The organism is Neoaquamicrobium sediminum, from assembly GCF_013240295.1.
GTDB lineage: Bacteria > Pseudomonadota > Alphaproteobacteria > Rhizobiales > Rhizobiaceae > Aerobium > Aerobium sediminum.
The window spans coordinates 37,856-60,441 of the sequence record NZ_JABETK010000003.1; the positions used below are offsets into that span (position 1 = coordinate 37,856).

Annotated in this window: 23 protein-coding genes and 4 pseudogenes; 12 read left to right on the plus strand and 15 right to left on the minus strand. The window is 57.8% G+C overall.

Going from position 1 to position 22,586, the window contains the following annotated elements; genetic code table 11:
- Positions 1–12: 12 nt before the first annotated feature.
- The 3 genes from HK436_RS22865 to HK436_RS22875 all read left to right on the plus strand — a co-directional run bounded on the left by HK436_RS22865 (position 13) and on the right by HK436_RS22875 (position 3,489).
- Positions 13–1,413: an FkbM family methyltransferase gene (locus tag HK436_RS22865; RefSeq protein WP_173193824.1), complete on the plus strand. Its 1,401-nt coding sequence runs from the start codon at positions 13–15 to the stop codon at positions 1,411–1,413.
- Positions 1,406–2,719, plus strand: a complete 1,314-nt coding sequence (locus HK436_RS22870) for a glycosyltransferase (protein WP_173193826.1) — start codon at positions 1,406–1,408, stop codon at positions 2,717–2,719. The genes HK436_RS22865 and HK436_RS22870 overlap by 8 nt, the downstream gene beginning before the upstream one ends.
- 170 nt (positions 2,720–2,889) lie before the next feature.
- Entirely contained in the window at positions 2,890–3,489 is a 600-nt protein-coding gene (locus HK436_RS22875) for an FkbM family methyltransferase (RefSeq protein ID WP_173194517.1), read from the plus strand.
- 39 nt (positions 3,490–3,528) lie between these two features.
- Here the strand turns inward: HK436_RS22875 and HK436_RS22880 are convergent, their stop codons facing one another.
- Both HK436_RS22880 and HK436_RS22885 read right to left on the minus strand, forming a co-directional pair.
- Positions 3,529–4,320: an ABC transporter permease gene (locus HK436_RS22880; protein ID WP_280515803.1), complete on the minus strand. Its 792-nt coding sequence runs from the start codon at positions 4,318–4,320 to the stop codon at positions 3,529–3,531.
- 192 nt (positions 4,321–4,512) lie between these two features.
- A complete protein-coding gene (locus HK436_RS22885) occupies positions 4,513–5,640 on the minus strand; it encodes an ABC transporter ATP-binding protein (RefSeq protein ID WP_173193830.1) in 1,128 nt (375 codons plus the stop codon).
- Positions 5,641–5,880: 240 nt separating this feature from the next.
- On the opposite strand from HK436_RS22885, the gene HK436_RS22890 reads away from it, so the two are divergent.
- A protein-coding gene (locus HK436_RS22890; RefSeq protein WP_376769201.1) for an IS3 family transposase occupies positions 5,881–7,069 on the plus strand; the annotation gives its coding sequence in 2 pieces (ribosomal slippage) (positions 5,881–6,134 and positions 6,133–7,069; 1,191 coding nt in all).
- Positions 7,070–8,076: 1,007 nt separating this feature from the next.
- Here HK436_RS22890 and HK436_RS22895 read toward each other — a convergent pair.
- Positions 8,077–8,370 (minus strand): hypothetical protein, encoded by a 294-nt coding sequence (locus HK436_RS22895; RefSeq protein ID WP_173193832.1) that lies wholly within the window; start codon positions 8,368–8,370, stop codon positions 8,077–8,079.
- A 381-nt stretch (positions 8,371–8,751) separates the two neighbouring features.
- Between HK436_RS22895 and HK436_RS22900 the strand changes: the two are divergent.
- Positions 8,752–8,917, plus strand: a pseudogene (locus HK436_RS22900) (transposase); the annotation flags it as partial.
- Positions 8,918–9,995: 1,078 nt separating this feature from the next.
- Here HK436_RS22900 and HK436_RS22905 read toward each other — a convergent pair.
- Positions 9,996–10,217 (minus strand): hypothetical protein, encoded by a 222-nt coding sequence (locus HK436_RS22905; RefSeq protein WP_173193834.1) that lies wholly within the window; start codon positions 10,215–10,217, stop codon positions 9,996–9,998.
- Positions 10,218–10,305: 88 nt separating this feature from the next.
- On the opposite strand from HK436_RS22905, the gene HK436_RS22910 reads away from it, so the two are divergent.
- Positions 10,306–10,638: a hypothetical protein gene (locus tag HK436_RS22910; protein WP_173193836.1), complete on the plus strand. Its 333-nt coding sequence runs from the start codon at positions 10,306–10,308 to the stop codon at positions 10,636–10,638.
- A 54-nt stretch (positions 10,639–10,692) separates the two neighbouring features.
- On the opposite strand, the gene HK436_RS22915 is transcribed toward HK436_RS22910, so the two are convergent.
- Together HK436_RS22915 and HK436_RS22920 are read right to left on the minus strand one after the other, a co-directional pair.
- Positions 10,693–11,181, minus strand: a complete 489-nt coding sequence (locus HK436_RS22915) for a helix-turn-helix domain-containing protein (RefSeq protein WP_173193838.1) — start codon at positions 11,179–11,181, stop codon at positions 10,693–10,695.
- 787 nt (positions 11,182–11,968) lie between these two features.
- Positions 11,969–12,205 carry a helix-turn-helix domain-containing protein gene (locus HK436_RS22920; protein ID WP_312860748.1) on the minus strand — a complete coding sequence of 79 codons (237 nt, stop codon included), beginning with the start codon at positions 12,203–12,205 and terminating at the stop codon, positions 11,969–11,971.
- A 134-nt stretch (positions 12,206–12,339) separates the two neighbouring features.
- Here HK436_RS22920 and HK436_RS22925 point away from each other — a divergent pair, with 134 nt between their 5' ends.
- Together HK436_RS22925 and HK436_RS22930 are read left to right on the plus strand one after the other, a co-directional pair.
- Positions 12,340–13,053, plus strand: a complete 714-nt coding sequence (locus HK436_RS22925; RefSeq protein WP_173193840.1) for a hypothetical protein — start codon at positions 12,340–12,342, stop codon at positions 13,051–13,053.
- Between the two features lie 496 nt (positions 13,054–13,549).
- Positions 13,550–13,849, plus strand: a complete 300-nt coding sequence (locus HK436_RS22930; RefSeq protein WP_173193841.1) for a hypothetical protein — start codon at positions 13,550–13,552, stop codon at positions 13,847–13,849.
- 62 nt (positions 13,850–13,911) lie between these two features.
- Here HK436_RS22930 and tnpC read toward each other — a convergent pair whose 3' ends face one another.
- The 3 genes from tnpC to tnpA all read right to left on the minus strand — a co-directional run bounded on the left by tnpC (position 13,912) and on the right by tnpA (position 16,249).
- Positions 13,912–15,450 carry an IS66 family transposase gene (tnpC, locus tag HK436_RS22935; protein ID WP_173189801.1) on the minus strand — a complete coding sequence of 513 codons (1,539 nt, stop codon included), beginning with the start codon at positions 15,448–15,450 and terminating at the stop codon, positions 13,912–13,914.
- A 68-nt stretch (positions 15,451–15,518) separates the two neighbouring features.
- A complete protein-coding gene (tnpB, locus tag HK436_RS22940; protein WP_173189799.1) occupies positions 15,519–15,872 on the minus strand; it encodes an IS66 family insertion sequence element accessory protein TnpB in 354 nt (117 codons plus the stop codon).
- Positions 15,869–16,249: an IS66-like element accessory protein TnpA gene (gene tnpA, locus HK436_RS32505; protein ID WP_280515804.1), complete on the minus strand. Its 381-nt coding sequence runs from the start codon at positions 16,247–16,249 to the stop codon at positions 15,869–15,871. Before tnpA ends, tnpB begins: the two co-directional genes overlap by 4 nt.
- Before the next feature lie 132 nt (positions 16,250–16,381).
- Between tnpA and HK436_RS22950 the strand changes: the two genes are divergently transcribed.
- Complete coding sequence (locus HK436_RS22950; RefSeq protein WP_244649349.1) at positions 16,382–16,735, plus strand: PIN domain-containing protein; 354 nt, start codon at positions 16,382–16,384, stop codon at positions 16,733–16,735.
- 180 nt (positions 16,736–16,915) lie between these two features.
- Here the strand turns inward: HK436_RS22950 and HK436_RS22955 are convergent.
- Positions 16,916–17,104: pseudogene (locus HK436_RS22955) on the minus strand (integrase core domain-containing protein); the annotation flags it as partial.
- A gap of 300 nt (positions 17,105–17,404) precedes the next feature.
- On the opposite strand from HK436_RS22955, the gene HK436_RS22960 reads away from it, so the two are divergent.
- The 3 genes from HK436_RS22960 to HK436_RS31675 are packed head-to-tail and all read left to right on the plus strand — an operon-like array spanning position 17,405 to position 19,664.
- Positions 17,405–17,602, plus strand: coding sequence for a hypothetical protein (locus tag HK436_RS22960; RefSeq protein ID WP_173193847.1), 198 nt, complete (start codon positions 17,405–17,407; stop codon positions 17,600–17,602).
- Positions 17,592–19,001 carry a recombinase family protein gene (locus tag HK436_RS22965; RefSeq protein WP_244649350.1) on the plus strand — a complete coding sequence of 470 codons (1,410 nt, stop codon included), beginning with the start codon at positions 17,592–17,594 and terminating at the stop codon, positions 18,999–19,001. The genes HK436_RS22960 and HK436_RS22965 overlap by 11 nt, the downstream gene beginning before the upstream one ends.
- Positions 19,002–19,007: 6 nt before the next feature.
- On the plus strand, positions 19,008–19,664 hold the full coding sequence (locus HK436_RS31675) for a MerR family transcriptional regulator (protein ID WP_312860701.1): 657 nt from the start codon (positions 19,008–19,010) through the stop codon (positions 19,662–19,664).
- A 23-nt stretch (positions 19,665–19,687) separates the two neighbouring features.
- Here HK436_RS31675 and HK436_RS22970 read toward each other — a convergent pair.
- The 5 genes and pseudogenes from HK436_RS22970 to HK436_RS22990 all read right to left on the minus strand — a co-directional run.
- Positions 19,688–19,903, minus strand: a pseudogene (locus HK436_RS22970) (integrase core domain-containing protein); the annotation flags it as partial.
- Positions 19,878–20,888 carry a HipA domain-containing protein gene (locus HK436_RS22975; RefSeq protein WP_173193851.1) on the minus strand — a complete coding sequence of 337 codons (1,011 nt, stop codon included), beginning with the start codon at positions 20,886–20,888 and terminating at the stop codon, positions 19,878–19,880. The pseudogene HK436_RS22970 and the gene HK436_RS22975, both read right to left, overlap by 26 nt.
- Complete coding sequence (locus HK436_RS33720) at positions 20,885–21,229, minus strand: HipA N-terminal domain-containing protein (RefSeq protein WP_173193853.1); 345 nt, start codon at positions 21,227–21,229, stop codon at positions 20,885–20,887. The genes HK436_RS22975 and HK436_RS33720 overlap by 4 nt, the downstream gene beginning before the upstream one ends.
- A gap of 1 nt (position 21,230) precedes the next feature.
- Complete coding sequence (locus HK436_RS22985) at positions 21,231–21,638, minus strand: helix-turn-helix transcriptional regulator (RefSeq protein WP_206680566.1); 408 nt, start codon at positions 21,636–21,638, stop codon at positions 21,231–21,233.
- A gap of 568 nt (positions 21,639–22,206) precedes the next feature.
- Positions 22,207–22,443, minus strand: a pseudogene (locus HK436_RS22990) (site-specific integrase); the annotation flags it as partial.
- Positions 22,444–22,586: the final 143 nt, after the last annotated feature.

A 22,586-nucleotide genomic window follows, 5' to 3' on the forward strand; every position in this document is an offset into this window, starting at 1 on the left:
GCCAGTATCACGATGTCTGAGTATGAACGACTTGTTCGCTACTACGGCGAGAACGCAGAGGATTGTTTGCTTTGGCACCTCTTCGAGGGTAGGCCGGCTGGCTTTTATATAGATGTGGGCGCCTTCGACGGCATCTATCTAAGCAATACATTCTCGTTCGAGCAACAGGGCTGGCGCGGGATTTGCGTCGAGCCCCATCCGGAATACTCCCGAATCTGCGCAAGCAACCGGCCTCTGGCGACAACGCTTCAGTTGGCCTGCGTCGACGATGAGAAGCTGCGCGAGGTCCCCTTCTACACGGAAGAGATCGGCGTCTATTCCCGATTGAATCTGAAAGAGGGAGACGTCAGACAGCTCCAGGCGTCCTATAAGAAGCACAATCTGCAAGTCAATGGTTTCGAGCAGACCGTCGTCGCCGCGCGAACGCTCTCAAGCATCATCCGCGAATATGCACCGAATGAGGTGATCGACTTCATTTCTATCGATGTGGAAGGTGGGGAACTTTGCGTTCTGGATGGGCTCCACCTGGACAAGATTCGTCCGGCTGCACTGGTCATAGAGGCAAACAACTCCGATCAGTCCGAACATCTCGCGTCTTACATGGACAAGCACGGCTACCAGCTCGGGCGAAAGATCGCCCAGAACCATATTTTTGTAGCCGCCGAGGAAGACGCCAAGAAACTTCAGTCTTTCCAAATGCAGTGCTTCGTGGAGAAACAGACGCACCCGAAAGGCGTACAATATTCATTTCCGGGGATCGTGCGCGGAAAGATAATCGACGAGACAAGGGACCAGAAGCTGCATAAGGCCTTTCTTGATATAGGCCGCATTCGGGCGAAGGCGGAAGCCAAGGAGAAACAGGCAGCGCATCTCTCTGCAACGCTGGCCGCCGTCCGGGACAGGGCCGCAGCAGTCGAAAAGGCACTGAAGGAATCCCGCAAGGAAAACTCGAAATCCAGTCTAATGCTGAAGGCGTTCCGGTTGCGGGCAATTGACCTGGAGGGAATAGTCAAGAAGGTCAGGACACAGCGTGCTACCGCACAGCGCGCGTCGGAACTATTGCACCAGCGCGTCGCCGATTTGGATCGCGCACTGGCAAAGGCCCGGCAAGATGCTGCTTTGCTTGAGCAAAAATGTGTTGAAATCGAACTAAAGACCGCTGAGATTCGGCGGAAGGAAGCGGAGACCGAACGGTATCGTGTTCGACAGGGCCAACTCAACATCGAACTCACGAAGGCTCGCGCCACAGCAGCGTTGCTGGGCAAAAGAGATACCGAAATCGAGCGGCGCGCTCGCCGTCAATTTGAACTTGAGGCGCGCGTTCATCAGCTTCAGAATTCGCTTCGCCTCATTCTTAGCACGCTGTGGCGGCGCATAACCCACGGAAAGTCGAAGAGCGACCGTGATGGCTGATCGGCAATCCGGCCCTATTGCAGACAACCGTGTCGCCGATTTTTCAATGTCCGTAGCCGTCATCAACGCCATCAGGGGGCAGGGCGGTGCAGCACTTGCTGCGCAACGTCTGCACAGTTCGCTTGAAATGTTGGGCGTGGACGCACGTTTCGTCTGCCTCGACGGTTATCAGCCCGGTGACCTGCATCCGCGCCGCGCTGCGGATGCCGTCGAGGGGGCGAGGCATTTCGGGCTTCGAGCGCTCCGTTCGCTGCAGTCTAGGACACGAACGGCCCTTCGCCCCAAGGGTGCCGAGACATTTGAACTTCAACCGATCATTCCCCAAAGAGCGGCGCGACTCTCGATTCCTCCTTGCGATATCGTAAATCTGCATTGGGTATCGATATTTCTGAGTTCCGAAACGATTGCCTGGGTTGCCAACGCGCGCGCACCCGTCGTGTGGACGCTTCACGATATGGTCGCGTTCACTGGAGGCTGCCACTACGACAGCGGGTGCGGACGTTTTGAGCAAGCTTGCGGTGAATGTCCACAGCTTTTCCGGCACGGACCGAACGATCTATCGCATCGAGTTTTCGAACGGAAACGACGCTCCTATTCCAGCATTCCCGCCGAGCTTCTAACCATCGTGGCACCGAGCAACTGGATGGCCGAACAATGTGCAAAGAGCGCATTGCTCGGAGATCGACGGATCGAGGTGATCCCGAACTCAGTCGATCTGCAGACATTCTCGCCGCAGGCAAAAGATGGAGCCCGCCGCGAGCTCGGGTTGCCTATGAACCGACCCATTCTGCTGCTGGTTTCTGCCAATCTCTCGAATGGCAGAAAGGGAGGACAGTTTGTTGCACAGATTTTGGAGCGAGTCAGCGCGAGACTGCCCGGCGCGCTCCTTGTAACCGTGGGTAGCGGCAACCTTCCTTCGGCGGTGGAGCACCAGTCCCTTGGAGCGATCGGTGACGATAAAAAAATGGCTGCAGCCTATGCTGCGGCTGACGTAACTATCCTCCCATCGCTCCAAGACAATCTGCCGAACACAATGCTTGAATCCATGGCGTGCGGCACGCCGGTTGTTGGTTTCGATACTGGTGGTGTGACGGATTTCGTCTTGCCCGGTCAAACCGGCGCTCTGGCTCCGGCCGGAGATGCCTCGGCCTTCGGCGAGGCCGCTCTGAAGCTACTACAATCTGACAACACCGGAATGGCGCAGAACGCCCGTCGTCTGATAGAACGGGAATGTGCCTTTGACGTTCAGGCGCGGCGCTACAAATCATTATTTGGCGAACTCATTGCGCATGACAGGCTCCATTGAAAGCCTGATCGGAAGAGGTCTCTTCCGGGATAGGCGTTCTCGAGGAAAGGTTTTATCTTGGCTCAGCCAATTGGAAGCGAAGCGCCGGTGGCAGAAAAATTCGCGCGCGGTTTCCGCCCGAAGGACTGGGTGGCCGACCATCAGAAGTTCATACCAGAAACCGCCACCATATTCGATATCGGGGCCAATGTCGGGCAGACGACCGCACTGCTGGTCGAAGCGTTTGCGAAGGCCCGGATCTATGCCTTCGAACCGTATCCGGCGTCCGCGCCAAGCTCAGGAGCCGTTTTCGCGAGCAGCCGAGGGTCACTTGCGTCGAGGCGGCTGCTGATGCGACGAACGGAACTAAGACGATGCATGTGCACGCCGAATTAAGCGTCACCAATTCGCTGCTGCCGTTTCACGCGGATTCCGGAAAATACATGCCGCAATCCGCTCCATCGACCGAGCAAGCCGTGAGTACGGTTTCGCTCGACAGCTATTGTGTTTCGGAAGGCATAGACAGGATTGATCTGCTGAAGATCGATACGCAAGGATTCGAACGCCAGGTTCTTGAAGGTACCCAAGGCCTCCTGTCGCGCAAGGCCGTTGCGTCTCTGTATTGCGAGATGATTTTTGTCCCGGTCTATAGGGGGCAGGCGACCTTCTACGATCTAGCCGGCTATCTCGGCCGCTTCGGCTACGGCCTGTATGACTTTTACGATTTCGTCTATGATTCGACAGGCCAGCTCAAATGGGGCAACGCTGTCTTCCGTCCGATGCAACCATAGCGGCAAAGATGCGGCGGTCCACCTACCAGAACCGGCTCGTTACAGATATTCTGCCATACTTGGCTTCAAACGCAGGTATAGCCATATCGATATTGCCCCAACAAGGCAGATCGCGAAGACGTAATAGCCAAGGCTGGTCATCCAACCCGAAGTCACTGTCGATGTATCAATGGTCCAGCGGCAAAACTCGAGAAGAAAGAAAACCGGATTCCCGATCGTTATTGTATGGAATACCCCACTGATATGTTCTGGTTTCCAGAATATCGGCAATATCCACATGCCGAACCTTGAGATCATTCCAACGACATTTCCGACGTCCCTCACAAAAACGTTCATTGATCCGGCCGCTAGCGCAAATAACGCTGCGACTGCTAAAAGCGTAATGAAGGCGAGCGGAAACAGGAAAAACGAATAGCCTGGCCGCCATCCCATGTAGAATGCCAGGGCGAAATATATTGAAAATAGGATTATACTGATGGTAGCTTCTGCGAGTACAACTCCCATGAATATACTAGAAGGGCTCGCCGTAGATTGATTCAGAATCATTTTGTATTTAATGAATACATTACACCCGGATATCAAAATCCGAATGAAGCACTGCCATGCAATATAACCGGTCCCCATGTAAATGAAGTAGGACAGGCCGTTAACGTTAAAGATTGTTCTTTTGAACACGAACCATATTAGGAAAAGAATAGCGATTGGCTCAAAAATCAACCAGAGAAATGAGAGGGCGCGGTTGGCGGTCATCGTCTTTAGTTCACGCCGCCAGATTTCTCGTGCGAGCGTTGCCCTACCAGGAGCTCGGGAATTCGACGCCACAGAGAGCATTGGTTCAGGTTTCCTTTGAGGTCTGACCGCTTTCAACGGTCCAAGAAAGGTTAAAATCCACTTGGCCGACACAATTTTTGGGTTGAGACAGGACGGAAAACGGAGTTGCCAAGTCAATAATATGGTGAATTTGCCTTCGATTATCCGAGCGAATATCGCATGTCAGATAATAATGCCCGGTAATGATAGGGTTTACAAATGTGCATGCAAGATGAAGAACCCCGGTGTCCTTCTATTGTTTAGCTTGTGGATCTGCCCCGCCAAGACATCGCCGTTACGGGTTCTTATAGACAGGCCGATGCTTAAGTCACTGATCACCCGCTCGATAACGGCGGTGATCTTTATCGTGTAGGGAAGACCTGACGACAATTGCCGCGTTGGCCTCTCCTCGGCGTCGACGAGTTCCACCTCCGTAATGCGTGCGCCCCCATTGTCGACCACCGTGGCCGCCGGCGGATCGCCCTTGGCGTCATCCCTATCCGATGCATCCTTATCCTTGCCATTGTGTGGTGATCTTTCGGTACGTGGCTGCGTTGCACCGTCGGTAGAAAGAAGGTCGAGCAGGTGTTTTTTGCGAGCAACGGACGACATCATCATTGTCGCAGAGTATTGCGTGATCACCTCCGACGGACTGCCATCCATGACAACTTTTCCTTCATCGAGCCAGACGATGCGATCGCACAGACTCGTCATTGTCGCAACACTGTGCGAGACGATGAGCGCCGCCGCACCACTGCCGATAAGTTCTCGCATCCGAGCTGCACTTTTTGCGGAGAAGGCGGCGTCACCGACCGAAAGAATCTCGTCGACAATCAATATATCGGGATCGATACTCGTCACGATCGCAAAGGATAGACGGGCCTTCATGCCGCTTGAATAGAATTTTACTGGCCTATTTATATGCTGCCCGATATCGGCGAATTCGATAATTTTTTTTTCTAGACCTTTGATGGTCTTTCTATCGAGACCGAGAACGGCTCCATAGTAATAGATGTTCTCGATGCCGGTATATTCCGGGTTAATTACCGACCCTAGTTCCAGCATGGCGGAAACCCGACTCCGTACAGTCATGGTGCCCGAGGTAGGCGGAACAACGCCCGAGATCATTTTCAGGAGGGTCGATTTGCCAGCCCCATTATGGCCAATTATACCAACGACCTCGCCACGGGAGAGTGCAAACGAAACAGAGGAGACAGCGGTGAATGTGGAGGCAACTTTTGCCCATCTGGGAAACAGTGCATTCACCAAAGCACGGCCTGGAGATGGCTTCTCGGAAAACCTCTTGGTAAGATTCTCGATTTTTAGAACGATCTCTTGCAAAGTCAATTTTCCCGTATCGCCGCCAAACGAAGAGGGCTGACGCCAACGCACACGACGGCACGCACTAACATTGTTTCTGTCAAAAGGGCAATTCCATCAAAAGCGACATGTGCGCCTCAGGCTCTTGATCTCCAGCCTCAGCCGCGCAAACATCGCCTCGTCCCAGATCTGTCTGGTTGACATTGCCCCTTTGTGTTGATCCGGTTTTGAGTAGACTCTGGCCTTAGGAGAGGACCAGGGATGAAGCACAGCAGGTTCAGCGAAGAGCAGATCATTGGCATCCTGCAGGAACACGAGGCTGGTGCGACTGCGACGGATCTTGGGCGCCGGCACGGGATAAGCCGTGCGGCGATCTATAAGTGGAAGGCGCGCTATGGCGGACTTGAGGTGAGCGAGGCCAAGCGTCTGAAAGCGCTTGAGGACGAGAATGCGCGGCTGAAGCGGCTATTGGCCGACACGATGCTGGATAACGCGGCGCTGAAGGATCTCGTTGGAAAAAATGGTGACGCCCGCCGCGAAGCGAGAGGCTGTCGCGCATCTGCGGACACGGTTTGCGATGAGCGAGCGGCGGGCGTGCCGGGTGCTTGGCTGTTGTCGGATGACCATCCGCTACGCCGCGCTGGAGCGGGATGATTTATGCTTGCGTGAGCGGCTGAAGACGCTGGCGCATGAGCGTCGTCGGTTCGGCTACCGGCGGCTTCATGTTCTGCTGCGCCGGGAGGGTCATGTGGTCAACCACAAGCGGCTGTTCCGTCTCTACCGGGAGGAGAAGCTGGCGGTGCGCCGCCGTGCAGGCCGCAAGCGGGCGCTTGGCACCCGTGCTCCTGTAGTCGTGCCGCGTATGCCGAATGAGCGCTGGTCGCTCGACTTCGTGTCCGATCAGCTGACCGACGGGCGGCGCTTTCGTGTGCTTACCGTGGTGGATGACTGTACGCGTGAATGCCTGGCGCTGATTGCTGACAGTTCACTCTCTGGAACCAGGGTTGCCCGGGAGCTGGAGACACTGATGAGCGGGCGCGGGCGACCGGCAATGATCGAATCGGATAACGGCACCGAGTTCACATCCAACGCCATTTTGAGCTTTGCCGACAGACATCGGATCGAATGGCACTACATCGCGCCTGGCAAGCCGATGCAGAATGGCTTTGTTGAAAGCTTCAATGGCAGGCTGCGCGACGAACTGCTCAATGAGACGCTGTTCGCCAACCTGACCTACGTGCGAGCCAGGCTCGCCGTGTGGCGTGCCGACTACAATCAGGATCGGCCTCACTCCCGGCTTAACTGGATGACCCCCGCCCAATATGCGGCAACCTTCACCGGGCATTCCGATACACCAGGGAACGGCGCGAGCTGTTCCACGTCAAACCATCAAGCTACGTTCAGCCGGACGAGCAAAACCAGCAACCACTGTCTACTTCAACCCGGATAAAAGTTGGGGGCAACGTCACTTTCTCGTCGTCTTCATTCCCGTACCAATCCATCAGGTCGGGATTAGCTTAGCATCCTGTCCAGAAAAGCGGGACCACCTCAGGCTTGCCAAACTATATCTGCAAGGAGCAGATGGGTGCGAGTGAATGAACGTGAGATTCGATCATACCAATGGATAATCATGTGCATCGGCAGCGGATCGCTGAGATCATATTCAACCGGGTCGCGGCTCAGGTTGCGGGTATCCCACTGAAGCACAGCGCATGGTCTGCAGTTTACGAAGGATGGATCGAGAATCCTGCGCTTTTCCCCTTGGTGGAAGCCTGCCTTGATGCTGCCGACGAGATCGTGAAGTTGCCGCGAGCTTCGCAATAGGGCCTTCCCTCAGTTGGACAGGAGGGTGGTCAGCTCTGCTACCATCGCGCAGACTACAAACAGCAGTAGCACAGCAGCTGGCGATTGATCGGCAACCAACTTCGTGATTTTCCGCGTGAGTGCTGGCGGCAGCGTAGCTAAGCACGATGAATCCGTCCCCTCAGGCCAGCGACAGCTTCCCCCTTTTGGCCGTAGGCGTCCCCAACGAATTTCCACCAGACCCTTGGGCGCCAAAAAGCCGAGACGTCGGCCGGTAGCACTTCGACTGCACGTTCCTGCGGCCCAACAACCTACTTGCGGGAGGAGCACGTCCCAGGGGCAGGCCAACGCTACTTTGCGATCATATGCTTCATTGCGTCGGTCACCTCCGTTGGCAGACAAGCCACGAGGAGACCGCCAACCACCATCACTGCGAAGAAGATGGGAACAATGTAGTACTCAATAAAATTGAAAGCGCGTTCGATCATAACTCGTTTGATAACCGTTAACATCGGCCTAGACAAGTAACGTGGGAAGGAGTTGTTCGGCCCGCGTGCAATGGTCCCAAGCTCCCCATTTTGGCTAGGCATCCACTGACGTGCTTTCCGCTTTTCGATCGTTATGGACTTTAACGGCGACTTCCGAAGCAGCCGTTCATTTTTTGTGTTGGCCTTTCTTTTGCAAACCGGCTTCAGACTGTCGTTCAATCCAGTCCAGAAGAAGTGTCAGCTGCCTCCTGTAGGTATTGCAGTCACCGCCCAATATGGTTTCGATTTCGATCGCTTGAAGAAGGTCAACAACGTTGGTTCGTAAAGCGTCTATTCTATAATCTTGAGGGAGGGATTTCGTCGCTTGAACGGTTAGATTCCATGCAATCGTATGGTCGCGAAGCCCCGATTCGGCCAATACCCGCAATTCGGTAAGTGCTGCATCCCTACCTATAGACAATGCTGACGTCCTGCGCTTGGATCAACGATATGAGTTATGGGATTAGCAGCCAGTCGGGGGCTGCCCAAGAGCCGGACCCCATCCTGAGTTTGCCTCGTTCCACGGTTTCGCAAACAAGTTCCATTTCAGATTCGTAGAAGCTATCTGTATCAAGTGCGCCGCCGGCGTCGAACACTTGCTGGACAATATCGTCGGTACTCGTGAAGCGCGAGGCGCGTCAACCGTTTTAGCCAGCAACACCCCGAAGAAGCTTAGCATTTTGCGATCCTCCGCTTTTGCCACACCGTATGCGAAGCATGCTGTAAGAACACAGGCCAATCTGTTCCCAGGCGGTTCTCGGACGAACAGATCATTGGCATTCTGAAGGAGCATCAGGCGGGCATGACGGCGAGCGAGTTGTGCCGTAAGCGTGGCATTTCGGGCGCGACCTTCTACACTTGGCGCAAGAAGTGTGGCGGCATGGAGGTGTCGGAGGCCAAACGGCTGAAGGCTTTGGAGGATGAGAATGCTCGTCTGAAAAAGCTTCTGGCAGAGTCGATGATGGATGTATCGACGCTCCGCGAGATGCTGGCAAAAAACTTCTGGCGCCCGGCTCAAGGGGGAATGCCGTGTGCGCACGTGACGCTCTCCAAGGTGTCGATAATCTGCCGGATCGAGGGGAGTTTCGCCGCCATCAGATTTTATCTTCAGCGCCACGATCTGCGCGCCCGCCGTCTCGATGGCCGAGACGATCGGCATAAGCGTCTGCTTCTTGACCCAGAAGCACTGAGCCTCCGCACTTCTTCTACCGGGGGCCGGGAAAAGGGAAACCGCATCATTCAGATCAAGTGGTGTCGATGAGGCAATGTCGATCGCCGCCACTCGTGAGCACGTTTCCTCCGCAGCCGAAACTGCGCCAAGTGACGCTTCAGGTATCGGCCGTGCTCCAGCACGATTTCCACACGCGGTACAAACTCGCCGGAAGCCGCCGCAATTTCGACAGCGATATGGTCAGATTGCGCTTGAGAAGTGGTTGCCAGCGTGCCCCCGCCGGCTCGGTCGACCCGAACGCCATCACCCGTCACGTGAAGCACGAAATCCGGCGCACTTTCCGGGCTGATATGGTGCCGAATTGTTGCTGGCCTGCCACAACTCCTCACGCCACCAGCAAACAAAATCGCGGAAATCGTCGCCGAAAGACATTGTGCCAAATACGTTCCCAACGCAGATCGCGAGATACACGCACACCCGCGTACGCCCTTCCGATCATTGCATCTGCACGCCCAAGCCGACATTACCTGATTGACGACAGGATCGACATACATCAGGGGGCGCGAATCGTAACATTCACAAGATTCTGAGAGATCTGACTCAACTGATATCTTTCGCAATTGCGAAGGGTATCCAAGGCCTGGAACCTCAAACTTCCATCAGGGGATCGCGGGCCCTCGCACTTGGGCTAGCCGCACCCCCTTACCGCGGAGGCGTAACGCCGCAACGACGCAAATTCATGAACGTCACGTCAGCGGCTATGCGACCAGCGAAGCTCGTTTCGCGAGCGATGCACAGCTTAGACGTGCCACCATGGGCAAGATGCGTAGTTATCTTGCGAGCAAAATCGGCGCCCGATCGTTCTCGCCGATCCGTCAGTTCTGATCAGGGAAGAACTTCTTGAGATCGTCCGCGATATCGATCTGGGCAATGGTTTCCAGGTACGCCGTTGCGTCCGCGCCTCGGTCTTGCACCTGCGCAGCGATAACCTGTCTGATGAGCAGCCTGAGTTCGGCGACCTCGAACTTGAGGTCGAGGATCAGGCGGCGAATGCTCTCATATTGTTCATTGGTCATCGCAAAAGAAGAACGCCCCATGCGCACTCCTGTCAAGAGAACCGGCAAACACCAGTCCATCACAACGTGACGAGCAGTTGCGCAAGGCAGCGTGGGAATCTTCTCTTTCGTGCTCAGACTGGCGGATGCGTTCGTTGAGATGCAGGTGTTTAGCTACGGCAGTCTGTCAAAGTGCCAGAAATCCAGAGCCGCTCCGCGCTTCTGCGCCGCAGCCGCATTAGCCCTTATGGCTATCTGGAAGGAGAGCCAGTTGGCGATGCACCTCACTCAGATGCTCGCTATATCGAGCGATCCAGCGCTCCTGCTCCATAATTTCCTGTCGCAGGCCGGCTCCTTGCTGAAGTTCGATCACCTTGCTTTGCTGCGTCGCAAGCCACCCTTGCGCCTGCCGGATGATCTCCTCGGCCTCGGCTATGCGATCGGTGAGCCACTCCGCATGTGACTCAAGCTCGAGTCTGCGCAACCTTCCTCTCCCTTCACCTTTCGAAAATACGGCTCAGTCCGAGCCATCGTGAGCGACGACCAAGGCCCGCACTTTCTCTGCCATGTTCACGTCGATTGTCTTCTTGCCGGTTTCGAACCGGCGAATGGCCCGGCTGAGGTCTCTCGACAAACCCTTCAAGCCGAGGCGTCTGCCCATCTCCGCCGCGCTCAAACCCATCTTCTGCCTACAAGTCACAAACTGCGCTGCCGACATGGCCGGGGTCTGGTCGAGCACTCGATCATCTGCGGTGATCATGGGCGGCAGTTTCGGAGCTGATTCTGACAGGAAGTAGCGATGAGGATCAACCGCAGCCTGTCTGTCACGCCTGGTCAGGTAGCCTGCTGCATGCCAGAGCGAGAGGCGGCGCCGGGCATAGGATTCGCTCGCCAGTTTTTGGCTTTCGGCCTCGGTCGATGTTATCCCTTTGTTGCCGGCGTGGCGCAGGGCGGCCCATAGCCTATTTGCAGCGGGCGAAGGCTGTTGGCGCATCGGCTGGTCCATTGATTTCGTTCAACGATCCCGCTTAGACATCGCAGTTCATGGATCGCAGTCAATCAAAAAAAGCGCCAACGGGAGCAAGCGCTTGATCGAGCGATGGCAGTCGCCGAGCCCATTCTGGACTGGAAAAGGCGGCTCCTAGCGCAACAATGTATTTAGGTACTCGCGTGCGCGGGATGCTAAGGCGTTGAGAAAAATGCCTCAGATCGCGCTCGCACGACGGTGATTCCGTGATCCATGAACACGACTTAGTCGGTGCTCGGCATCTTTATCCCGGTGCCGTCAACGCAAACGCGATCGCAAAGCAAATGAGCGCAATCCACATAGCGTGACCAGCATATCTTATATGCATTTGAACTACACCTCGAAAGGCAGGGTTTGTGCGTATTTACCCGGTCGACTGTGGATCACCAATCTCGATAACCGACGAACCAAGAATTTGTTCCTGCCACCCACCTGCAGATGAAGGGGACCGCGTGGCTGGAACAGCGGGAAGTGAAGGCGGCGACACGCCGGCAAGTGGGTCGGTCGGTCGCCGACGTCGGACGCTTTTGACTATGCGCGCCGCTTCATTGAGTTTCGAACCGGCCTCGGACGATAGCGCTCACAGGGAATATATGCTGACGGATAAGGGGGAGGGGCCATTTCCTCAGAATGGCGGCATTACGGATTCTTTTCGTGTTGCAACCGCTTGCTGGAGTTGTAGCGATCCTAGACGCTAGGATGATAACCGTCGTCACCCCGGTCCGCGGCCGCTAGGGGTATTAGCTGTGCCGTTCATTTGCAAGGGTCACTTTCTGTTCAGGGAGCGCGCCAGCCGCACACCGGGGCCGCCGCCGTTCTCCGGGATGAACTCGATTCCCGCTGTCTCCAAAGCGGCACGGATCGCCTGAACTGTTTGTGGCTTCAGCCGATCGCCTTTCTCCATACGCGTAATGGTTTGGGTTGCAACGTCTGCAGCTTCAGCCAATTCTCGTACGCCCCAACCAAGAGCCACTCGCGCCATCTTGCACTGTATGGCAGCAATTTCATCACTGTGTGATGATTGTTGTTGATCGTCCACACTTTGACCTGTAATCTGCGAATGTACAAAACGGCCGGACGACGTGGTGGATCACATCGTCCAGCCTGACCACAACCAAGCTGTTAGGAGCTCGGATCATGGCTGATTCCGACAATACACGAGTCTGTCCTTCCGTCACGCGTCGGCTGGCGCTTTGCGGAGCCGCCGCTGGATACGCGGTGTTCGGCAAAGCTGCGCAGGCGCGCGGCTTTGCATCGCTGGATGCTGTGAGTGCTATCGACGATCCTGCCGTTGCGCTCTGGCGGGACTGGGAAGCGACACATGAACGGGTTCAGCGCTTCGGTCGCCGACAGCAGGAGCTGGAAGTCGAACTTGCCGAACGCGTGGACTGTCTGGGAACACTGGTAAGGGTGCGGGGAGGGGAGCCCGTCTATGTCTGTTCAACACATGCGCTCGATCGATTGATCGGAGAGCGAACGGACATGGCCGCTATTCGTTTGCAGGCTGAATCCGAGCTTGCTCAGAAGCAGGCCCGGTATGAAGCAGTTGCTGAAGAGATAGGCTACTTCTCCAGTATGAAGGCAGAACAGCAGGCGTTCCAACGGGCCGAGGGACTTCTTGAGGCAATGGCTGCAACACGTGCAGTCTCGCTTGCCGGTGTGGCGGGCAAGCTTGATGCGGTCGTCCGCTGGGGCGAGGTATGGGCTGAGAATGGGTCGACGTTTCCCTGGCAGCAAATCCGCTCGGCACACGGCGATCTAGTCGCAATTGGTCTACAGACGGCGCCGGACGCGTTCTTTCCGGGAGCTTGGCTATCAAGGCGTCAATCGGCTCGGCCCAACCAGCCGTGAAAGGTTCTTCGGCTGTTGGGGTTGTGTGCGTGTGGTTGCGCATTGAAGCACCCCTCATGAATGCGCGAGCAAGCGCGACGGTGACGCGGATTTCACTTCCGGCAACCGAATACCGGCGACGCCCTCCATCCTGTCCGCCCCCGCACTGCATCGGCGGACAGGCATCAGGAGAGACAGGGTTGGCCTGAAGCTTCTCGGCAAGGAAGCGAAGGTCAAAAGGTCGTCCAGGGCATGTTGGTCTGGCAGCAGCCCTGGCCGGCTTTCACGGACCGTCAGCCGGTGGCTGGGCAGGATCCTGAGTATGCTAATCTTTCGGATCACCGGAACCCACAAGGCCGACGCTTGTGTGGAAGCAGCCTGGTCGGCTTCATCGTTTCAAGCCTACACGTCGATACCAGTCCACACCCTCACGCTAAGCGGCGCGCACCTGCGAACGCCCGCGCTCCTTTGTTTGGATGAGGCAATCCGGCTATCTTACTGAAAATAGGAGAACGTCATGGGCACCTCGCAGAAGCGCGCTGTTCAGAACTATCGAACTCGCCTCAGACAGCGCGGGCTGTCGCGCTTCGAGGTTCTCGGTCGGGAAGCCGATCGCGACCTTATCCGGTCCTTGGCCCGTCGTCTGGCTGAAGACAGCCCGGACGCATCCCGCCTTCGCGCCACCGTCAGTCAGGCCATCGCCGGCGAGCCCGCGAAGAAGGGCGGCATATTGGCTGCGCTTCGTCGTTCTCCGCTGGTAGGGGCCGATCTTGACTTGAGCCGCGCTCATGAGGAAGGCCGCAACGTCGACCTTTGATGCGCTATCTGCTCGACACCAACATCCTCAGCAATGTCGTCAAGCCGTAAGCGGTGTACCGGTCACACCGTTGCAGCGAAGTTCCATGGAAGCAGTTCACTGACCTGGCTCTGCTGATGGCCGTTGGCGACGGCACCGAGGGTTGAGCTAAGCCAAGCGTGAGGATCTACGGCGTTCAGCTTGCAGGTTTCGATGAACGAGGCGATGACGGCCCAGTTTTCGGCACCGGCATCATGACCGGCAAAGAGCGCGTTCTTCCGGTTCAGGGCAATCGGGCGGATGGTCCGCTCGACGGCATTGTTGTCGAGCTCGATGCGCCCATCGGTCAGGAACAACTCGAGCCCAGCCCAGTATTTGGCGATGTAGCTCAATGCCTCCCCGAGCGGCGCTTTCGCCGAGACGCGGCTGCGATGGTGATCAAGCCAGTCTTTTATTCGCGCCACGGCCGGTGCTGACCGCTTCTGGCGCACGGCGAGCCGGTCATCGGGATCCAGACCTCGGATGCCGGCTTCGATGGCATAGAGCTCGCGGATCAGGCGCACACCCTCTTCGGCGATCGGGGCGGGACCCGTGCGGGTGATCTCTACCAGTTTGCGGCGCGCATGGGCCCAGCAATAGGCGAGCGTGATGTCCGATCCGCCGCGACCTGGTGCGACCAACCGGTTGTAGCCGGCATAACCATCGACCTGAAGAATGCCGCCAAAGCCCTGCAAGATCCGTTCTGCATGAAGGCCACTTCTGCCCGGGGCATAGGTGAAGGCAACACCGGGTGGTGCGGTGCCATTCCAGGGGCGATCATCACGGGCCAGAGCCCAGAAGTATCCGGTCTTGGTCTTTCGGGCCCCAGGATCGAGCACCGGTGCGCGGGTTTCGTCCATGAACAGCTTCGATGACCTTTTCAGGTCTGCCACCAAGGCATCGTAGACCGGGCGCAGCTCGAAGGCGGCCCGACCGACCCAATCGGCCAGCGTTGAGCGGTCCAGATCAACACCCTGGCGGCTGTAAATCTGCGCCTGACGATAGAGCGGAAGGTGATCGGCATACTTGCTGACTAGAACATGGGCGACCATGGCCTCGGTCGGCAACCCGCCGGGGATCAGCCGAGCGGGCGACGGTGCCTGCACCACGCCGTCGGTGCAGGACCGGCAAGCATATTTGGGGCGGCGGGTGACGATCACCCGGAACTGGGCTGGGATCACGTCCAGCCGCTCGGACACGTCTTCGCCAATGCGGTGCAGACCACCGCCGCAGCCACAGACTAGGCTTTCGGGCTCGATGATCTGCTCGATCCGCGGCAGGTGCCTGGGGAGCGAACCACGATTGGCGCTGCGTGGTTTTGCCGATCGCCGTGCCGCACGATCCTCTGCATCTTCCTCGGCATGGACCGCCGCGATGGCCGTTTCCAGATCCTCCAGCGCCAGATCGAACTGGTCCGGATCGCTCTTTTCCGACCTGCGCCCGAAGGCCGCCTGCCTGAACGCGGCGACCAGCTTTTCCAGCTGTGCGATCCGATCGTCCTTGCGTTGATTGCGCGCTTCCGCGGCAACGAGCATCGCCTTGAGGGCGGCAATATCGTCGGGAAGTTCGGTGCTATCGAGCATGACCGGAATCTACCAGATCAAGCACCGCATTCCCGCAAAAAGACATGCCCTGAGTCATCCTGCCGCAGTCATTCCACGGCTTCTGGAGCCCGTGCTTCCACTGCCCGAACCCGGCGCCAATCGAGTCCAGAGAACAGGGCCTCGAACTGCGCGTGGCTCAGCGTTATCAGCCCGTCCCTCACCATAGGCCAGGTGAAGTTGTGCTCTTCCAGCCGCTTGTAGGCCATGACCAATCCGGTGCCATCCCAGTAGAGCAGCTTCAGCCGGTCGGTCTTCTTGGCGCGGAACACAAAGACAGTGCCCGTGAACGGGTCCTTGTGTAGCTCGTTCTTCACCATCGCTGCCAGGCTGTCGTGGCCTTTGCGGAAGTCGATCGGTTTGGTCGCCACCATGATCCGCACCCGGTTGGAGGGGAAGATCATGAGCCCGCCATCAGCGCGTGGACCACCGAGGCAAACCGGGCCGACGAAGCGCGTGGCTCCAGCCGGACGGTCACCGAACCCACCACGACCTCCGGCCCAGCCGATGCAGTCGGTACCGCGGCTGTCACGTCCTCAACAACCGGAGCGACCATCAGAGCCGCAAACTCAACCGGATCCTCTGGTGCCGGCAGCACCAGCTTCCAGTTCCGCGCAAGAGTTCGCCAAGAGGAGACATGGTTGGCCTTCAGCCCATGCCGCTCCGCAACTTCACTAACGCTCGCCCCCGGCCGCAGTGTCTCGGCGACAATCCGCGCCTTCACATCATCGGGCCACTGCCGATTGCGACGCCGCCTCACGCCATTTGTGAGAAGCTCCATTGGAGCGTCCATGGAGAAACTCCCGCACTGACCTCAATCAGTGCGCAATCTCATGGCTCACAACCTAGCGGAAGGTGGGGATACAACACCGCTTACGTCAAGCCCGCACCTTCGGAATCGGTCTTGGCGTGGATGTCCGAAAGGGCCGATACGGAGCTGTTCATCGCGTCCCTGACCCTCGCCGCGATCCAGCGCGGCATCCCTGAAAAGCCCGTTAGCAAGAAGCGCCGCGATCTGGAGGCGTCGTTCTTGGGGCCGGAAGGTCCGCAAGTTCTCTTCAAGGATCGCATCTTCCTGTTTAACGAAGATGCCGGCCTCATCTGGGCGCGGCTGATGGCCGACGGCAAGGCGAGCGGTCGCCCGCGTAGCGCGCTGGATACGATCATCGCGGCAATTGGTGAGGCGAACGGATGCGTGGTGGTCACGGACAATGAGAAGGATTTCTCGGGTGTCGAGATCATCAACCCCATGAGAGCTACAACGTAGGCGCTTTCTGAGTTTACATCTCAGAATCCGTTCCGCTCCAAGGGGCGTTGCGGGGGCTCCCCGCAGAAGGGGTCGGCCGAGACCTTGGCTCGGCCGTAAGGGAGAGCTTTCCCCCATTCTCCTCGTGCCGGGATGCCGTCCGTATGAGATTGTGGCCTGTGCCTATGAGGTGGTCCAATTTCAGTCTTTCTGCATGATCGGCTTTGCGGCCATTGCCCGGGCAGAGGTCAATGTTGATCCCCGGGGAGGTGCAGGCCAGACCATCGCCTCTGGTGCCGGTGGTTTATAGCCAAGCGTTGAGTGCGGGCGCTCGGTGTTGTACAACTCGACGACGGAACGCCCACGGGATCGGATTTGAACGCGAGCTTCTCTACCCGTGGCATCCCTGGGCCGGACGGCAAGTCTTTATCCACGAGTTAATCGACAAGAAGGACGCGGTGGTTTTCCGCTGCACTCTTTCTGGCCAAGCACTACATCGGTGGCTGGAGATTCCGGCGTGGATGTTCGACCGAGCGGTCAGCGCGAACTGGCGTATCACGGTTCATCCACGCGTCGACCTCGCCGCGCTCGGTGCCTTGGCGTCCCTGCTGCGGAACACGGCTTCCCCATCGCAATCTGATGAGATGGGCGCAGCATTGGGCTCTCACGACGCGAATCGGGGAGATGTCCATGCCGCGCAAGCCCACGACATACCAGCTCGATCTGTTCTCCAAGCCGAACGACACCAAGACGATGCAGACGCCGCAATGGCAGGCGCTGCCCGTCGAGGCGCGTCAATCTGTGACGCAGCTAATGGTCAGCCTGATCCTCGACCACGTCGAAGGCGACCGTGCCGAGCAACGGGAGGGCGCTGATCATGATGCATGAGAAGATCAGACCGCATCATCTGGAGCGCAAGGCCATCCTGTACGTGCGCCAGTCGTCGGCCCATCAGGTCCTGCACAATCGCGAGAGCGGCACGCTGCAATACGCGATGCGCGACCGTCTGACGGCGCTCGGCTGGTCTCGCGTCGACACGATCGACGACGATCTCGGGCGTTCTGCCGCCGGCGGCGTCACGCGCGCCGGGTTTGACCGGATGGTCGCGGAGGTCTGCCTCGGCAAGGTTGGAGCAGTGGCGGCCCGAGAGGTGTCGCGGTTTGCCCGCAACAGCCGCGATTGGCAGCAGCTCATCGAGATGTGCCGCGTCGTGGACACCGTGCTGGTCGACCAGGAGGCGGTCTATGCGCCGCGCCAGGGCAACGACCGGCTGCTGTTGGGGCTGAAGGGAAGCCTCAACGAGTACGAGCTCGATCTTTTGCGCCAGCGTTCGCTCTCGGCCCGCTACGAGAAGGCCCGCCGTGGCGAACTCGTTGTTGCAGCCCCTGTGGGCTTCGTGAAGGTCGAGGACCGGATCGAGAAGGATCCCGACCGCCGCGTGCAGGAAGCGATCATCATGGTTTTTGACAAGGTCGCTGAGCTCGGCAGCGCCCGTCAGGCCCTGATGTGGTTCCTCGAACATGGGCTGGATTTGCCCGCCAAGCGTAACAATGGCGATGTTATCTGGCGCAGGCCGAACTATGCGACCATCCACCGGATGATCGAGAACCCGATCTACGGTGGCGCCTACGCCTATGGTAAGTCTGGTGTCGCACCGGGATTTGGCTCGTCTCCCGTTCGGCCGGGCGCTCGCCGCAAGCCGCGCGAGGATTGGCTGGCGCTGATCCCGGGCAGCCATGAAGGCTATGTAAGTTGGGAAAGGGCAGAGGCGATCCGCACCATGGTGAGCGACAATGTGCCCACGAGCCGGCATCACGGAGCGCCCAAGCATGGCGACGCATTGTTGGCAGGCCTTGTTCGCTGCCGGCGCTGCGGTCGAAAGCTCACGGTGCGAGACACGGGCGCGAAGCACAATATCCCGCGCTATTCCTGCTGGCGGGGACTGCTCGACAACGGCGAGCCGCGTTGCATCGCATTCGGCGGATTGCGCGTCGACGATGCGATTGAGGAAGCGCTATTGCGGGTCGTCGAGCCGGGCGCAATCGCGGCCGCTGCCGAAGCTGAAGCGCAAGCTGCCAATCGGCGTGACCAGGTCCGGGATGCCATCAGCCGCGATCTGGAGGCTGCCCGCTACGCCGCCGACCGGGCCTTCCGTCAATATGACGCTGCCGATCCTGAGAACCGTCTGGTCGCGGCGGAATTAGAGATGCGATGGAACCGCGCCCTCGCACATGTTGATGAGGTCGAGAGCCAGATCGCCGCGCATGATTCCGCCACGCCGAAGTAATCGCCGGTGTCGGCAACTGACCTCCAGGCCTTGGCTGCAGACCTGCCTGCTGTCTGGTCGGCGCCAACGACGGATGCGCGGCTCAAAAAGCGCATCGTACGCACGGTCATTCAGGAGGTGGTCGCCGATATCAACAACGAAGCCTCTGAGATCGTCCTGCTGATCCATTGGATTGGTGGCGCCCATACCGAACTTCGCCTGCCGAAGCGGCGTCGTGGACAGCGCAACAGCACCTCTGCAGATATCATCGCGGCCATTCGTCAACTGGTGCTGATCGCCAGCGACGACCTGATTGCCGGCATTCTCAACCGCAACGGCCTGGTCACCGGGCATGGCAACCGCTGGACACGAGAGCGGGTGACGGCGCACAGATCGCATCACAAGATCCCGGTCTTCGGGCCGGCACCGGATGGGAACGAGCCTTGGCTCAACCTGAACAAGGCCGCGCGCCTCCTCGGCGTAGCACCCAAGACGCTGAGGCTCGCCGCCGAAGCCGGCAAGATCGAGGGCATTCATCCTTTGCCCGATGGACCGTGGATCTTTAGCCGCTCAGAACTTGGAAAGCCGCAGGCTCAGCAGATCGTTCATCGCGCGCGGCAGGACCCAAAATACCCCGCAGGATCGCAGTCTGATCAACAAAGCCTATTTACTTCAACAACATAGACAGATGGGTGTTATGAAACAGGATTGTAGTAGCACCGCCATACCTCGATGATGACGTTGGCTGTGGCGAGGCTGTAGAAGATCTCCCCATTGAGCGGTTGGTCACGCAGCTTCGAGTTGAAGCTCTCGCAATGGCCGTTCTCCCGTGGCCTGCCGGCTTGCACCTTCGCTATTCTACAAGTCCTATTTACGTCAGCCCTGGTGTTCTGGTCCTCAGCTGAGGAGCCAGCCACCTGCACTGCCCACGAAAGCGTCGCGCTCCATTGCTGCCTCAGGAACGTCGACCTCCAAATTTCCGAGCAAAGTTCTGATGTTGGTTGCGATCAAGTCCGCAAACCTCTTCATGCCCCGCTTGTTGAGTCCATCCAAGTGGGCAGCGAGGGCATATGCGATTTCATCGCTATATCGTACTCGGAGGCGACGCCGAGCTGGGGCGCTATCGATTCCCATGTCGCGAAGAAACGCTTCGAAGTCTTGGATGGCGATTTCCCCAAGCCTTTGCGCAGAACCGATGCGAAACGCGAACTCGTCCGTCAGGCTGTCATCTAGCCGCGTCGGCAGGATATCGTAGCGAGGGGCGAGGCGGACACTTTGTCCCCGTCCAAACAGGAGTGCGAAGTTTTTCGCGTGCCCGTCTGTGTTGCCAATCAGCAGATCGAAAAGGGTGGCCCGAATGAACCTGTCCTTTTCGCCGGCCGGATCGTCGGTCGCCTCCAAAACTTTGCGGATGCCGGCAACATCGAACCGGCGACCTTCTGTACCGCGTCGTTCATACTTCAATGATGCCGGCAAGCCGAGCGCCTGGGCGAAATCCTCCTGATGGATTCGAACGATTCTTCCCTCGCTATCCAGGCCGCGGTCGAAGCGTGTGACGAGCAGTGTGTCGATATTTGCTATAGGCATCGCAACGACATCGGCTGTTTCGAAGCCAAGTTTCTGCGAAAGGCTCATTGCCTCCGCCTCCAGCAGCGCATCCTGGAGGTGCTCTTGGTCAGGAACCTTCAGGATATGTGTTGTTGGTGCGCCCGTACCGGGGCTGGGCTCAGCGAGCCGGCCGTCTGGCAACAATGTCAGCGCTATCTTGCTTTGCACCCCTGCCAAGGGCGATGGATCTTCTGTGCCCTCTGGCAGACGCTGACGTTTGTGAAGTGAGGCAACGATCGCCTCTAGTCGCTCCGGCCGTATTGCGGTGTAATCGTGATCATAATCGCCCGGCACTTTCACCGGGGAGCGCCCATTGGCAGAACCGACAAGGCTCCAGCGCAGTCCTTTCCAATATGAAAGAGCAAGCCCGCTACGTCGTCGCGTGAAAGTCCCTCACGGGCCATAATGTCGGTGAGCGCTGAATCACGCTCCTGAAGAAGATTGTCGAAGAAGGGCCGGGCAATGACATCTTCGTAGGGCTCTGGACTAAGTGGCAAGGATAACGATAGCGGCGTAGCATCCGAATTGGACACATAGTCTTCCATGTAGGCAAACGCTACCGCTCCTCGGTCATCTCGGACGAGGACGCCAACAGGATCGTTGTAGCCGTCTAGGCGAACGTCAAGGGCAAGCGGCTCCATCTTAAGGCGGGTTCCGCGCAAATATCGATATGCCGGCGGCGCGCATAACTTTTAGAACCTTTCCCAGCTCGAGGGTCGCCTTGCCGTTCTCCAGTTCAGAGACGAACCGGCGCCCCACACCTGCCAGGTCGGCGAAGCTTTGCTGCGACTGATTTCGCCTTTCACGGGCTTTGCGGATTAAGAGCCCCAAATCTTCTGGCGTGTTTATCTCGACATTCGGCAACTCGTTGGTGGGGAGACTGGCCCCTGGCGCAGTTTTGGGTTCGCTAACAATCCCCGCGCTTTCACGTTGCGGGCGCAAATATGCGTCCGTAAGGACGCGCGGCAAGGACGCCTTTATCATCTGGGACGTATCCGGCAAATTGAGGGTCACCATGGGAGAGGTGAGACTCTTGCTCAGATCGTTCAAGGCGTCGTAGCGGAGAACGCCTTCGCGAGGTTAGATGCTGTTTGATGAGCCTTGTTTATTCCGTTGTTTACAGGCAGCGCCGGAACGACTTTCTTTGGCGATCTAATTAGTGCGTTGATTGCAGGGCGTTGATTGGCCAAATTCTCGGCCGCTCCCACTTGTGCTGCCACACGTGCTAATTCAGCCGCGTTAAGCGCGGTCAGGGTGGGGTGAGATTTGGAGAACTTTGCCGGCATTCAATTGCTCCCGCACGGGAACATGGTTGAATTTGGAAGGATTTTCAAGTGCCAATGTTCCCGTTCGGGAACATTGGCGTGAAGTTGATACTGCACGGGAGCATAGAAGAGTAAGCCACGCGAACGTAGATGGTATGATCCCGCTCGGGAACCGCCCGAACGAGTGCGGACGATGTAGGACGAACCAAAAAAGCCGATTCGATCGAGTGATACTGCCTTTTCAATGGCTTAGCGACCGTAGAAAGAGACAGGTCAGTTGAATGGCGAGCACCTGCTCGGCCGCTTCTCAACTTCGATACCCGAAAGCCGCAGGTCAGGATGGCCGCTCTACGTCAGATCTCGGTTCTCTCAGCCGACAGAAGCGCGTCTTCCACATCGACGCCAAGATAGCGGACCGTGCTCTCGATCTCGGAGTAGCGAAGCAGGATCTGCATGGCGCGAACGTTTCCTGTCGCCCGGTAGATCATCGACGCCTTCGTGCGCCTAAGCGAGTGCGTGCCATACTCCTCCGCACGCAGATCGATCGCCGTCACCCATTCATCGACCAGGCGCGCATACTGCCTCGTAGTAGAGAGCAAAACAGAAAAAGAAAATCTGGACAATTGCGGGAAAGGTACGTGCAGCCTGACGCTGAAGCAGGCCAGGTTCTGTAGGCATTTCATTCATCGCGATAATGATCTCTCAACGGATCATTTACTTGACGCGCCGGGGG